The 13415-nt window shown below is 63.7% G+C and carries 15 protein-coding genes and 2 pseudogenes; 4 read left to right on the forward strand and 13 right to left on the reverse strand.

Annotated elements, in window-relative coordinates:
- Positions 1-106: 106 nt before the first annotated feature.
- The 3 genes from HU750_RS04365 to HU750_RS04375 all read left to right on the forward strand — a co-directional run bounded on the left by HU750_RS04365 (position 107) and on the right by HU750_RS04375 (position 2672).
- Positions 107-904, forward strand: a complete 798-nt coding sequence (locus HU750_RS04365) for a transporter substrate-binding domain-containing protein (protein WP_186677462.1) — start codon at positions 107-109, stop codon at positions 902-904.
- 78 nt (positions 905-982) lie between these two features.
- Positions 983-1945, forward strand: a complete 963-nt coding sequence (locus HU750_RS04370; protein WP_027592406.1) for an amino acid ABC transporter permease — start codon at positions 983-985, stop codon at positions 1943-1945.
- Positions 1938-2672, forward strand: a complete 735-nt coding sequence (locus HU750_RS04375; protein WP_027592407.1) for an amino acid ABC transporter ATP-binding protein — start codon at positions 1938-1940, stop codon at positions 2670-2672. The genes HU750_RS04370 and HU750_RS04375 overlap by 8 nt, the downstream gene beginning before the upstream one ends.
- Before the next feature lie 129 nt (positions 2673-2801).
- On the opposite strand, the gene HU750_RS27465 is transcribed toward HU750_RS04375, so the two are convergent.
- From HU750_RS27465 to ubiE, 13 genes and pseudogenes are all read right to left on the reverse strand, one after another.
- A complete protein-coding gene (locus HU750_RS27465) occupies positions 2802-3695 on the reverse strand; it encodes a methyl-accepting chemotaxis protein (protein WP_514132417.1) in 894 nt (297 codons plus the stop codon).
- Positions 3696-3704: 9 nt separating this feature from the next.
- Positions 3705-4745 (reverse strand): annotated as a pseudogene (locus tag HU750_RS27470) (methyl-accepting chemotaxis protein); the annotation flags it as partial.
- Between the two features lie 263 nt (positions 4746-5008).
- Entirely contained in the window at positions 5009-5881 is an 873-nt protein-coding gene (locus HU750_RS27475) for a methyl-accepting chemotaxis protein (protein ID WP_371097101.1), read from the reverse strand.
- Positions 5864-6979: pseudogene (locus HU750_RS27480) on the reverse strand (methyl-accepting chemotaxis protein); the annotation flags it as partial. The pseudogene HU750_RS27480 and the gene HU750_RS27475, both read right to left, overlap by 18 nt.
- Positions 6980-7026: 47 nt before the next feature.
- Positions 7027-7734, reverse strand: coding sequence for a 16S rRNA (uracil(1498)-N(3))-methyltransferase (locus tag HU750_RS04390; protein ID WP_186677219.1), 708 nt, complete (start codon positions 7732-7734; stop codon positions 7027-7029).
- Entirely contained in the window at positions 7731-8519 is a 789-nt protein-coding gene (tatC, locus tag HU750_RS04395) for a twin-arginine translocase subunit TatC (RefSeq protein ID WP_027592411.1), read from the reverse strand. The genes HU750_RS04390 and tatC overlap by 4 nt, the downstream gene beginning before the upstream one ends.
- Positions 8516-8902, reverse strand: a complete 387-nt coding sequence (tatB, locus tag HU750_RS04400; protein WP_027592412.1) for a Sec-independent protein translocase protein TatB — start codon at positions 8900-8902, stop codon at positions 8516-8518. The genes tatC and tatB overlap by 4 nt, the downstream gene beginning before the upstream one ends.
- Before the next feature lie 3 nt (positions 8903-8905).
- Entirely contained in the window at positions 8906-9178 is a 273-nt protein-coding gene (locus HU750_RS04405; protein ID WP_033693915.1) for a twin-arginine translocase TatA/TatE family subunit, read from the reverse strand.
- 25 nt (positions 9179-9203) lie between these two features.
- Entirely contained in the window at positions 9204-9539 is a 336-nt protein-coding gene (locus HU750_RS04410) for a phosphoribosyl-ATP diphosphatase (protein WP_027592413.1), read from the reverse strand.
- Position 9540: 1 nt separating this feature from the next.
- Positions 9541-9933: a phosphoribosyl-AMP cyclohydrolase gene (gene hisI, locus HU750_RS04415; protein WP_027592414.1), complete on the reverse strand. Its 393-nt coding sequence runs from the start codon at positions 9931-9933 to the stop codon at positions 9541-9543.
- 72 nt (positions 9934-10005) lie between these two features.
- Entirely contained in the window at positions 10006-11625 is a 1620-nt protein-coding gene (gene ubiB / locus HU750_RS04420) for a ubiquinone biosynthesis regulatory protein kinase UbiB (RefSeq protein WP_186677229.1), read from the reverse strand.
- Positions 11622-12245 (reverse strand): ubiquinone biosynthesis accessory factor UbiJ, encoded by a 624-nt coding sequence (locus HU750_RS04425; RefSeq protein WP_099430645.1) that lies wholly within the window; start codon positions 12243-12245, stop codon positions 11622-11624. The genes ubiB and HU750_RS04425 overlap by 4 nt, the downstream gene beginning before the upstream one ends.
- Positions 12245-13015 carry a bifunctional demethylmenaquinone methyltransferase/2-methoxy-6-polyprenyl-1,4-benzoquinol methylase UbiE gene (ubiE, locus tag HU750_RS04430; protein WP_012312396.1) on the reverse strand — a complete coding sequence of 257 codons (771 nt, stop codon included), beginning with the start codon at positions 13013-13015 and terminating at the stop codon, positions 12245-12247. Before ubiE ends, HU750_RS04425 begins: the two co-directional genes overlap by 1 nt.
- A 124-nt stretch (positions 13016-13139) precedes the next feature.
- On the opposite strand from ubiE, the gene HU750_RS04435 reads away from it, so the two are divergent.
- Positions 13140-13415, forward strand: a complete 276-nt coding sequence (locus HU750_RS04435; RefSeq protein WP_027592417.1) for a polyhydroxyalkanoic acid system family protein — start codon at positions 13140-13142, stop codon at positions 13413-13415.

A 13415-nucleotide genomic window follows, 5' to 3' on the forward strand; every position in this document is an offset into this window, starting at 1 on the left:
CCCCGGGCCGCCATGCGTTAGCATCCCTCTCCGATAGAACGCTTCGGCCGTACGGCCGTGCCAACAATAAGATTTGCTTCTTTTCTTGCTAGGGGACTTGGTGATGATCAAGAAATACCTTTCGCGACTGCTGGTCGGTGTCACCGCCCTGGTCGCGGTCTCGGCAGCCCAGGCTGGCGCCATCGAAGATGCGGTCAAGCGCGGCACCCTGAAAGTGGGCATGGACCCTACCTACATGCCGTTCCAGATGACCAACAAGCGTGGCGAGATCATCGGCTTCGAAGTCGATATCCTCAAGGCCATGGCCAAGTCCATGGGCGTCAAGCTGGAGACGGTCTCCACCGCCTATGATGGCATCATCCCAGCCCTGCTGACCGACAAGTTCGACATGATCGGCAGCGGCATGACCCTGACCCAGGAACGCAACCTGCGCCTGAACTTCAGCGAACCCTTCATCGTGGTCGGTCAGACCCTGCTGATCCGCAAGGAGCTGGCAGGCGAGATCGAGACCTACAAAGACCTGAACAACGAGAAGTACCGCATCACCTCCAAGCTCGGCACCACCGGCGAGATGGTTTCCAAGAAGCTGATCGGCAAAGCCAAGTACCACGGCTATGACAACGAGCAGGAAGCGGTAATGGACGTGGTCAACGGCAAGGCCGATGCCTTCGTCTACGATGCCCCGTACAACGTGGTGGCGGTGGAAAAGGCCGGCGCTGGCAAGCTGCTGTTCCTCGAAGAACCCTTCACCTACGAGCCACTGGCGTTCGGCCTGAAGAAGGGCGACTACGACAGCATCAACTTCATCAACAACTTCCTGCACCAGATCAAGCATGACGGGACCTACGATCGTATCCACGACAAGTGGTTCAAGAACAAGGACTGGCTGAAGGAAATGGAATAAGGCCCAGGCCACAAGCCCAGCCTTTGACCCCAACGCGCAGGCAAACCCTGCGCGTTCGCATTTACGGAAGTACCCCACGTGATCAAACACAAAAAAGCCCAGTGGCCCTGGCACGCGCTGACCGCGCTGGTGTTGGTGGGCCTGGCAGTCAGCCTGTACCTGGCCACCTCGATGATGTCTTACGAGTGGCGCTGGAACCGCGTCCCGCAATATTTTGCTTACCAGGCCGAAGAAGCCCAGCGCGCGGCCGGCTATGGCACCGTGCAGGACATCGTCGTTTCCGGTGACACTGCCCGCGTAACGCTGAAGGAAGAAGGGGGCGCCGAGCAGGTGCTCGACGTCGACAGCAACAGCCTGCTGCTGAGCCGTGGCGATGATGTGGCTGAGGGCGACCAGATCGGCGTGACCCGCCATTGGGCGGCAGGCCCGTTGGCGTGGGGCCTGTGGACCACGTTGTGGCTGTCGGTGGTGTCCGGTGCCCTGGGCCTGGTGATCGGCCTGTTCGCGGGCCTGTGCCGGCTGTCGAACAACCCGACCCTGCGTGACCTGTCGACCGTTTACGTCGAACTGGTGCGCGGCACACCGCTGCTGGTACAGATTTTCATCTTCTACTTCTTCATCGGCACTGTGCTCAACCTGTCCCGCGAGTTCGCCGGGGTGGCTGCGCTGGCGCTGTTCACCGGCGCCTATGTCGCCGAGATTGTGCGTGCCGGCGTGCAGTCGATTGCCCGCGGCCAGAACGAGGCGGCCCGTTCGCTGGGTTTGAACGCCAGCCAGTCGATGCGCCATGTGATCCTGCCCCAGGCCTTCAAGCGTGTGCTGCCGCCCTTGGCCGGCCAGTTCATCAGCCTGGTCAAGGACACCTCGCTGGTGTCGGTAATTGCCATTACCGAACTGACCAAGAGCGGCCGCGAGGCCATCACCACCTCGTTCTCGACGTTCGAGATCTGGTTCTGCGTGGCAGGCTTGTACCTGCTGATCAACCTGCCGCTGTCGCATTTGGCCAGCCGGCTCGAGCGGAGGCTTGCGCAAAGTGATTGAAGTCCGTGATCTGGTAAAAGTCTTCGACACCCGCGGCCACGTCGTGCGTGCGGTGGACAACGTCACCACGCGCGTGGCCAAGGCCGAAGTGGTGGTGGTGCTTGGCCCGTCGGGGTCGGGCAAGTCGACCTTCCTGCGCTGCCTCAACGGCCTGGAGCATTTCGACGAAGGCGTTGTCGCCATCGACGGCTTGCAACTGGCCGACCCGAAGACCGACATCAACGCCTACCGCCGCGAAGTCGGCATGGTGTTCCAGCATTTCAACCTGTTCCCGCACATGACCGTGCTGGAAAACCTGTGCCTGGCGCAAAAAGTCGTGCGCAAGCGCGGCAAGGCCGAGCGCGAGGCCAAGGCCCGTGCGCTGCTGGAGAAAGTGGGTATTTCGCAGAAAGCCAACGAGTACCCGTCGCGCCTCTCTGGCGGCCAGCAGCAGCGGGTGGCGATCGCCCGCGCCTTGGCGATGGAGCCGAAGGTGATGCTGTTCGACGAGCCGACCTCGGCGCTCGACCCGGAAATGGTCGGCGAGGTGCTGGACGTGATGAAGACCCTGGCCCAGGAAGGCATGACCATGGTTTGCGTCACCCACGAAATGGGCTTTGCCCGTGAAGTGGCGGACCGGGTGCTGTTCTTCGATCACGGCAAATTGCTGGAAGATGCCTCGCCGGCGCAGTTCTTCGATGCACCGAAGGACCCGCGGGCGCAGGCGTTTCTGCGGCAGGTACTGTAACGACAGCCCTGTAGGAGCAGCCTTGTGCTGCGAAGAGGCCGGTAAGCGCTGCGAAGATCACGGGTAGTCTACCGGCCTCTTCGCAGCACAAGGCTGCTCCTACAGGGAGGCGCACGAACACAAGCAGTATTAAAGGCTGAACCGCCCCACCATCCCCCGCAGCTGCCGCCCCAACTGCTCCAGCTCCCCGCTTGACGCCGCCGTCTGTTCGCTGGCCGCGCTGGTCTGGTCCGACACATCGCGCACATTCAGCACACTGCGGTTGATTTGCTCGGCCACCACGCTTTGCTCTTCACTGGCCGTGGCAATCTGCTGGTTCATGCCCTGAATACTCGACACCGTGTCGGTGATCTGCCCCAGCGCATGCCCGGCCTTGCGGCTCAGCTCCACGCTCTGCTCGGTCAGGTTCTTGCTGCTGTCCAGTAAACGGTTCACTTCGTCAGTACCGCTGTGCAGGCTGTCGATCAGCTGCCCGATCTCCTCGGTTGCCGTCGAGGTACGCTGGGCCAAACCCCGCACCTCATCGGCCACCACGGCAAAGCCACGCCCGGCTTCACCGGCCCGTGCGGCTTCGATCGCCGCGTTCAAGGCAAGCAGGTTGGTCTGTTCGGACACCGACTTGATCACATCGAGGATGCTGCCAATGCGTTGGCTCTCGCCCGCCAGGTGCTGCATGGCCGCCAGGCAATGGTCCATCTGCCCGGCCAGTTGCTCGATGCGGCCGATGGCTTCGGCCACCACCTGGTCGCCCATCTGCGCCTGCTGGTCGGCGTTGGTCGCGGCCATGGAGGCCTGCTCGGCATTTTGCGCGACTTCCTGCACCGTCGCGCTCATCTGGTTCATGGCGGTGGCGACCTGGTCGGTTTCTTCGCGTTGCTGGCTGATGCGCAGCTTGGTGTCTTCGCTGCTGGCCGCCAGCTGTGAGGCCGCCTGCGACAGGTGGCCGACGCCCTGGTCGATGCCGCCGATCAGCTCGCGCAGGCTCACGGTCATGTCGCGCATGCTGGACTGCAACTGGCCCATCTCGTCGCGGCGCAGTACCGGCTCGACCTGGCTCAGGTCGCCCTTGGCGATACGGGCGGCCAAGGTCAGCGTCTGGCGCAGCGGTTGGGTGATCTGCAAGGTGATCAGCCAGGCGGCGAGCACGCCGACCAGCAGCGCCAGTACGGCCACGCTGGTCAGCAACGAGCGGGCGGCCAGGGCTTCGCTGTCGCGTTGTTCGACTTTGCGCTCGCCCAGCTCCACGCTCACGGCGCTGAGTTCATCGCCCATCTTTTCCATATTGCCTTGCAACTGCTCGACCCGTATGGCGACGCTGCGGTACTGGTCCAGGCTGGCGCGGTAGTTGGCCAGTTCGGTGCCGGGTTGTTCGGTCAATGTGCGCGACAGGCCCAAGGGCGCAAGGTCCTTGAGCAACTGCCCCAGGCTGCTGTCGGCGGCATTCAAGGCAGCGTCACCGACCTTGGCGAAGTCCTCGACGGGCGAGAAGGTATAGGCCGGCACCAGGCTCTGCTGGTTGGCAACGTCGACGTGACGGCTAAGGGTGTCCATCAGGCCCAATAGGCCGCTTTGCCGGTTATCGTCGGGCATCTTCAGCAAGGCTTGGGTCTGCAGCTCATCGATGACGTCGTTGAGTTTCTGTTCCTGTGCCTGCATCGCGTCGCGCCGCGTTTGGCGCTGGCCGACCAGGCGTTGCAGTTCAGTGAAGTCGTCGCGCACACGCTGCAGCAACTGCAGTTTCTGGGTGAGCATCTGGCGTGAGTCATCGACATTGCTGCGCTGCTGCAGGGTAGCCAGCATGCCTTCCAGCTGATCGAGGATGCGCACGATACGCGACCTGCTGGCGTCATCACTGAGCACGCGGTAGGTGATGCGCTCTGCGCGGAGGTCTTTGACCAGGTCGTTGATCAGGCCGATTTCGCTGAGTTGTTCCGAACGGCTGATGGCGCCATCCAGCGCGCGCCAACCGCTGAGGGTGGTGGCCAGGGTAAGCAGCAAGACCACGGCGAAGCCGAGGGCGAGCTTGGCGCCGACACCGATGTTGCCGAGCCTGCGGTTAAGGTAACCGAGCATGGTGAGTCTCCGTCCATTTGAGAGAGGTCGTGCGGGCACAATGCCGGCATGACACTCCTGCCCATCGGCAGCGGAGGTGTAGGACTTGACCTGAAAATCAGGTAGGAAATTTCGCTGTAACTGGTAGGAAGGCTCTGCCTGTGGCGGCCTCTTCGCGGGTGAACCCGCTCCCACAGGCTTTGCGCTGGCTTTGAGGGTAGCGCTGTACCTGTGGGAGCGGGTTTACCCGCGAAGAGGCCGCCACACGCGCCGAAAATCGCTGATCAGAGCCGGAACCGTCCGACCAACCCCTGGAGGTGCGTACCCAACCGCGCCAACTCGACACTGGAACTGGCCGTCTCTTCACTGGCCGCCGACGTCTGGTCAGAGATGTCCCGCACATTCATCACGCTGCGGTTGATCTCCTCGGCCACGGCCGTCTGTTCCTCTGCCGCTGTGGCTATTTGCTGGTTCATCGCCTGGATCGACGATACCGTCCGGGTGATGGTCTCCAGCGAGCCGCCCGCGCGGCGGGTCAGTTCGACGCTGCTGTCGGTCAGTTGGCGGCTGTTGTCCATCACGCTGGCCACGCGCTGGGTGCCGCTTTGCAGGCCGGCGATCAACTCTTCGATTTCTTCGGTCGACTGTTGCGTGCGCTGGGCCAGGCTGCGCACTTCGTCCGCCACCACGGCGAAGCCCCGCCCGGCTTCACCTGCGCGTGCCGCTTCGATTGCCGCGTTAAGGGCCAGCAGGTTGGTCTGCTGGGCCACCGACTTGATCACATCAAGGACGCTGCCGATCTTGTCGCTCTCGGCCTTGAGCTGGTTCATCGCTTCGCTGGAGTTGGCCACTTCGCAGGCCAGGCGTTCGATCTGCGCCACCGCTTCACCCACCACCCGGTCGCCCTCGCGGGCCTGCTGGTCGGCCATCAGAGCCGCTTCCGAGGCCTGCTCGGCGCTACGCGCCACCTCGTGCACGGTGGCGGTCATCTGGTTCATGGCCGTCGCCACTTGGTCGGTCTCGACCTTCTGGTTGTTGACCCCGGCGCTGGTCTGCTCGGTGACCGCCGACAGCTCTTCGGCAGCGCTGGCGATTTGCGTGACGCCGTCGCCGATGCCGCCGATCAGTTCGCGCAAGCCTTGGGTCATGCGCTGCATGCTGGCCTGCAGTTGGCCCAGCTCGTCGCGGCGCTGCACCTGCAGGTCATGGCTTAGGTCGCCATTGGCCACGCGCTCTGCAGCGCTGAGGGTCTGGCGCAGCGGGATGATGATCTGCCGGGTAATCGCCCAGGCCGCCAGCAGGCCCAGGACTAAGGCCAAGGCGGTGGCGGCGGCGAGTAAGGTTTTGGCCTGGGTGGCGCCAGCGTCGCGCACTGCGGTTTGCGACGTGGTCATCGCCTGGCTGGCTTGCAGCAACACCGTGCCTTGGTCAGCCATGTGTTGCAGCGCTTGCTCGCTGGCCGTCTGCGCGTTGCTGAACTGGTTGACCGCATCACGGTAGCCGGCCATGGCGGTGGCGGCATCGTCAAGGCTGGCGGCATGCTCTGCCGGCACCTTGGCGGGCAGTGCCTTGAGTTCGGCCAGGGCTGCGTCGATGGCCTTCAGTGCGGTCTGTTGGAACTCGGCGTTGCCGCTGTAGGTATAACCGCGGACCTGGAAGCGCGCCTGTTGCAGCAGCGCACTTACCTCGACCGCATACTGGTATTGCGCGATGTCGCCCCCTTTCAGCAGGCCCCGCTGCACGCGGGCGACCAGCTCGACGGCCTTGTCGGCACTGTCGCCGAGCACACTACGGCTGGCCTCGCGGCGCTGGCCGGCCTGCTTCAGGTCGTTGAACGCTTGCTGGTAAATGCGCACCGCCTCGCGTTGTTGTTCGAGGCGCTGACGGTCGGCGGGGTGGTCGATCTGGCCCAGCATCAACGTCACTTGGCGATCGAGGTTGGCCAGGGCCTTTTCCAGCTCGGCGACGGCGGCGTCATCGCGGTTGCGCTGGTAATGCTGGCGGGCGATGCGCAGTTCCTGGGTGTACTGCTGGATCACCGAAATATTGCCCAGCTTGTCACCGCGGTCGATGACGCTGTCCAGGCCGTGCCAGCCGGTCAGGGTAATGGCCAGGGTCAGGAGCAATACCAGGCCAAAGCCTAGCCCTAGCTTGCGATTGACGCTTACGTTCCCCAGCGAGTGGGCTAACCATCGGTACATGTTCGACTCTCCGGTAACTTGGCAGCACGGATAATTATTGTGTTGCCAAGGCATCGGCCTGGGAGAGAGAAACTTGATGGGGGAAAAGACTGACTGATGCGTCAGAAAATGCGCGACAGCAGCGCGGTTACGGCAGTCTCCACGCGCAGGATGCGATCGCCCAGTTGCACCGGTGCCAGGCCAGCCTTGCCCAGCAGCTCGACCTCGTAGGGGATCCAGCCGCCCTCGGGGCCAATGGCCAGGGTGACCGTTTGTTCGACGGCGCGCGGGCAGGCGGGGTAGGGGCCCGGGTGGCCCACCAGGCCCAGCGTGCCTTCGGCAATGGCGGGCAGGCGGTCTTCGACGAAGGGCTTGAAGCGCTTCTCGATGATCACCTCGGGCAGCACGGTGTCGCGTGCCTGCTCCAGGCCTAGGATGAGGTTTTCACGAATGCTGTCGGGGTTGAGGAACGGCGTTTGCCAGAAGCTCTTCTCGACCTTGTAGCTGTTCACCAGGATCAGGCGCGGTACACCCAGCGTGGCGATGGTCTGGAACAGCCGGCGCAGCATTTTTGGCCGCGGCACGGCCAGCACCAGGGTCAGCGGCAGCTTGGCGGGCGGTGGCTGGTCGAAGCCGACGTGCAGTTCTGCCTCATGGCCTTCCAGGCGCACCACGGTGGCGCGGCCCATCAAGCCGTTGACCTGGCCGACGCGCAGGCTATCGCCCACCGCGACCTTGTGGATCTCCTGCATGTGGGTGAAACGCCGGTCGGCCAGCACCACGCGGTCGGCCGCGATGAAATCGGCTTCTTCAAGTAGCAGCAGGTTCACGGTTGCGTCGCTGGCGGCTGGTCGTTGTGATCGTTGGCCGCTTCATCGTGCGCGCCGCGCTTGCGGATCAGGCTGCCACACAGCACGCCGACCTCAAACAACAGCCACATGGGCACGGCCAGCAGGGTCTGCGAGAAGATGTCTGGCGGGGTCAGGACCATGCCGACCACGAAGCAGCCGATGATCACGTAGGGGCGAACCTTCTTCAGGTACTTCACGTCGACCACGCCGATCCACACCAGCAGCACCACGGCGACCGGGATCTCGAAGGCGACGCCAAAGGCGAAGAACAGGGTCATGACGAAGTCGAGGTAGCTGGCGATGTCGGTCATCATCGACACACCCTCTGGCGTGGCGCTGGCGAAGAAGCCGAAAATCAGCGGGAACACCAGGAAATAGGCGAAGGCCATGCCGGCGTAGAACAGGAAGATGCTCGACACCAGCAGCGGTATGGCAATGCGTTTTTCGTGGCGATACAGGCCAGGTGCGATAAAGCCCCAGATCTGCTGAAGGATGAACGGGATCGCCAGGAACAGCGAAACGATCATGGTCAGCTTGAACGGCGTTAGGAACGGCGATGCCACGTCGGTGGCGATCATCGTTGCATTGGCCGGCAGGTGGTCGCGCAGCGGCGCGGACACCAGGGTGTAGATCTGCTGGGCGAAGGAGAACAACCCGGCAAATATCAGGAAGATGACGGCGACACAGCGCAACAGGCGGGTGCGCAGTTCAGTCAGGTGCGAGACCAGCGGCATGGGCTGGTCGTGTTCCGGATTTTCGCTCATGGGGCTCGCGGCGGTTGTGGCGGTTCAGAGGGGGCGGCCGGCGCTGTCGGGGCGGCCGGCGTAGCGTCTGGCGTGGCTTCGAGCCCAGCGGGCGGCTGCACCGTGGCCGTGGTGACAGGGGGCTGCACCGGCGGCGTCTGGGGGTTGAGGATGCGCCGGGCTTGCTCTTCCATTTGCAGGATGTGCTCGTTGTGCAGCTGGCGACGGATATCGTCGGCACCGATCTCGCGCTCGACTTCCATCTTGATGCTGTTGAAGCTGCGCTTGAGGCGGCCGATCCACAGCCCTGCCGTGCGGGCGGCGCCCGGCAGGCGCTCGGGGCCGAGCACCAGCAAGGCGACAAGGCCTACCAGCAGCAACTCACTGAAACTGATGCCGAACATGGGTCAGTCTTTCCGCTGCGGCTCTTGGACCGGTTGGGCCTGGCCTTCAATGGTGTGGCCCTGGGGCTGTTGTGCAGTGTTCTGCACCGGTGGCACGGGCTGGGCAGGCGGCGGGGTCTGCTCGGCCGGCTTGTTTTCTTCGTCGTTCATGGCCTTGCGGAAGCCTTTGATCGACTCGCCGAGGTCGCTGCCGAAGTTTTTCAGCTTCTTGGTGCCGAACACCAAAACGACGACGACCAGCAGGACAATCCAATGTTTCCAGTCAAAGATACCCATGTTGCTCTCCTAGAATTCTATACAGTCAGGCGGAAGGTTGACGCGCAGCCTTCTCGTCATGCCCGGAAAGCCCGAAACGGCGCTCCAGTTCATCGAGCACGGCCTGTGGGTGTTGCCCCAACGCGCTGAGCATGACCAAGCTATGAAACCACAGGTCGGCGGTTTCATAGATGACATCGCTGTAATCCTTGCTGACAGCGGCGTCTTTGGCGGCGATGATCGTTTCGATGGACTCTTCGCCGAGCTTTTCGAGGATCTTGTTTAAGCCCTTGTGATGCAGGCTTGCCACGTAGGAGCTGTCGGGTGCCGCGTGCTTGCGTTGTTCCAGCACGTCGGCCAGGCGGTTGAGGGTGTCGCTCATGTCAGTGTCCTGCGCTATAAATGGCGTCCGGGTCCTTCAAGACCGGGTCGACGGTTTTCCACTGGCCGTCTTCGAAGACGCGGTAGAAGCAGCTTTCGCGGCCGGTATGGCAGGCGATATGGCCCAGTTGCTCGACCATCAGGATGATCACGTCGGCATCACAGTCCAGGCGCATTTCGTGCAGTTTTTGCACATGGCCAGATTCCTCGCCCTTGCGCCACAGCTTGCCACGCGAGCGCGACCAGTAGATGGCGCGTTGCTCGGCGGCAGTCAGGGCCAGGGACTCGCGGTTCATCCAGGCCATCATCAGCACGCGTCCGGTCTTGTGGTCCTGGGCAATGGCCGGTACCAGGCCGTCGCTGTTCCACTTGATCTCGTCCAGCCAGTCTTTCATCGTCCACTCCAAAACGGGCCCGCTCCTGTGCCGGGCCCTTTGCGCTAGTGTGCCAGCCAGCGGGCCGGCTGGCTATTGGCGCACGATCAGGTAAAGGCCGGCGGCCAGCATCAGCCAGGCTGGCCAAGCGGCCGGGGCGGCCAGGCTGGCGGCCTCGGCGGCGCCGGCGGCCAGCACCGCGCCACCACCCAGCAAGCCGGCGCCCAGCAGGCGCAGCGCCCAGCGGTCACCTTGGCGGCGGCGCTCGGGCAACTGCGGGTCGTGCAGGTGCGGTTGCGACAGGCGCTCAAGCAGGTCGCGGGTCATGCCGGCCAGGTGCGGCAGCTGCTCGGCCTGGCTGTACAGATTGCCGACCATGGCCTTGGGGCTGTAGCGCTCGCGCATCCAGCGTTCCAGGAACGGCTTGGCGGTGCTCCACAGGTCCAGGTCCGGGTAGAGCTGACGGCCCAGGCCTTCGATGTTGAGCAAGGTCTTCTGCAACAGCACCAGCTGAGGCTGGACTTCCATGTTGAAGCGCCGGGCGGTCTGGAACAGGCGCATCAGCACCTGGCCGAAGGAAATATCTTTCAACGGTTTTTCGAAGATCGGCTCGCACACCGTACGGATCGCCGCCTCGAATTCGTTGACCTTGGTGTGCGCCGGCACCCAACCCGAATCGATGTGCAGTTGCGCAACGCGGCGGTAGTCACGCTTGAAGAAGGCAAACAGGTTGCGCGCCAGGTAGTCCTGGTCTTCCGACGTGAGGCTGCCGACGATGCCGCAGTCGATGGCGATGTACTGCGGGCTCCACGGCTTGACCGTGCTGACGAAGATGTTGCCGGGGTGCATGTCGGCATGGAAGAAGCTGTCGCGGAACACCTGGGTGAAGAACACCTCCACACCCCGTTCGGCCAGCAGCTTCATGTCGGTGCGCTGGTCGGCCAGGGTCGCCATGTCGGTGACCGGCACGCCGTAGATACGCTCCATCACCAGCACCTTGGGCCGGCACAGGTCCCAGTACACCTGGGGCACGTACATCAGCTCGGAGGCTTCGAAGTTGCGCCGCAGCTGGCTGGCGTTGGCCGCCTCGCGAAGCAGGTCGAGTTCGTCGTAGATGGTCTTTTCGTAATCGTTGACCACCTCCACCGGGTGCAGGCGGCGCGCGTCGGCAGACACCCGCTCGGCGCCCTTGGCGATCAGGAACAACCAGGCCAGGTCTTGAGCGATGACCGGCTTGAGGCCCGGGCGGACCACCTTGACCACGACTTCTTCGCCGCTTTTCAGGCGGGCGGCGTGTACCTGGGCCACCGAGGCCGAGGCCAGTGGCTCGACGTCGAAGCGGCTGAACAGCTCGCCGACCTTGGCGCCGAGCTGTTCTTCGATCAATGCAACGGCCTGTTTCGGGTCGAACGGCGGCACGCGGTCTTGCAGCCCCATTAATTCGTCGGCGATGTCGGTGGGCAGCAGGTCGCGGCGCGTGGACAACAGCTGGCCGAACTTGATGAAAATCGGCCCCAGGTCCTGCAGCGCCAGGCGCAGACGCGCACCGCGGCTGAGCGCGGAGGGCTTGCGCGGCAGCCAGCGCCAAGGCATCAGCAGGCGCAGGCTCATCAGCCACCAGGGCAGGGGCAGGTCGAACAACAGGTCATCGAGACGGTAGCGGATCACCACACGCTGGATGCGAAAGAGACGGCGGACGGCGAGCAGCTTCATGCGTTATCGCTGGTATCAAGGGATCGGGAGAGGCGCTGCAGGCGCGCCTCGAGGCGTTCTATATCGACCTTCAGGGTATCGAGCTCGCTGAAGGCGGCTTCGGCTTCGCGTTTGCCGACCAGGGTGCGCGACTCTTCGGCCAGGTACTCGGAGAGGTTCTGGCTGAAGCGCGTCAGGCCCTGGCGGGTCCAGCGCGCGCGCAGGCGGAGGTGGCCGGCCAGCAACGCTGTGGCCACCGGGCCGAGCCAGCGCTGCAGCTCGTGCTCCCAGTCCAGTTCAAGGTCTTGCAGCACGCCGAACAGGTCGAGCAACACAGCGCTATCGCCATGCAGCTCGACCTGCGGGCTGTGCAGCACGGCGGTCTTGTCCTTGGCCAGGGCCAGTTGCGCCAGGCTGCCGGCAGGGGCGCGCAGGCTACAGTCGACCTCGCCCTCCCAATGCGCGGCCAGCATCAGGCCGTCTTCATCGGGCAGGATGAACACCTGCAGGGCCGGCTGACGGCAATCGATCTCGATGACCTTGCCTTCGAGCGCGGCCAGCCGCGGCAGCGCCGTGCTGTCCATGCGCAGGACGCGGTTCAGGCCATGTTCGACGCTGGCGAGCAGCCCGGCCAGCAGCATCAGGGCTTGATTCCCCGGTGCACGGCGACGATACCGCTGGTCATGTTGTGGTAGGTGACGCGGTCGAAGCCGGCGTCGACCATCATGGCCTTGAGGGTTTCCTGGTCGGGGTGCATGCGGATCGATTCGGCCAGGTAGCGGTAGCTTTCCGAGTCGTTGGTGATCAGCTTGCCGGCCAGTGGCATGAAGGCGAACGAGTAGGCGTCATAGGCTTTGGACATCAGCTTGTTGGTCGGCTTGGAGAACTCCAGGATCAACAGGCGGCCGCCGGGCTTGAGCACGCGCAGCATCGAGCGAATGGCTTCGTCTTTGTGGGTGACGTTGCGCAGGCCGAAGGCGATGGTCACGCAGTCGAAGTGGTTGTCCGGGAACGGCAGCTTCTCGGCGTCGGCCTGGACGAACTCGATGTTGCCGGCCACGCCACGGTCGAGCAGGCGGTCACGGCCGACCTTGAGCATCGAATCGTTGATGTCGGCGAGCACTACTTGCCCGGTCGGGCCTACAAGGCGCGAGAACTTGGCGGCCAGGTCACCGGTACCGCCGGCGATGTCCAGCACGCGGTTGCCGCTGCGCACGCCCGACAGCTCGATGGTGAAGCGCTTCCACAGGCGGTGCATGCCGCCGGAAAGCACGTCGTTCATCAGGTCGTACTTGGCGGCCACGGAGTGGAACACCTCGGCGACTTTCTTCGCCTTTTGGCTCTCCGGGACGTCCTGGTAGCCAAAATGGGTGGTGGGTTCGGCGTGTTCGCCTTTGCGCTGGTCGTTCATATCGCTTCACCGGAAAAAATTACCGCCATTCTAGGGCGAATGGGCGGATTTGTCTTGGCGGGGTGTGCCAGGGGGCAGGGGCGGGCATAATGCTGATTATGTCTTCATACCCAGGATCACCCGCATGACCCAGATCAGCGTCGAACGCAAACATTCCCTCGGCCGCGAGGCTGCCCGCGCCAAGGCCGAGGCGCTGGTAGAAAAGCTCAGCCGCGAATATGACCTCAAGGCCACCTGGAACGGCGACCGCGTCGACGTCGCGCGCAGCGGCGCCAACGGCAGCGTGCAGATTGGCGAAGACACCATCCGCGTCGAGCTTAAGCTCGGCATGATGCTGTCGATCATGGGCGCTAGCATCAAGAGCGAGATCGAGCGGGCGCTGGACAAAGCCCTGGCCTGA

It is taken from the genome of Pseudomonas sp. SWRI50, assembly GCF_014269095.1.
Classification (GTDB): Bacteria; Pseudomonadota; Gammaproteobacteria; order Pseudomonadales; family Pseudomonadaceae; genus Aquipseudomonas; species Aquipseudomonas kermanshahensis.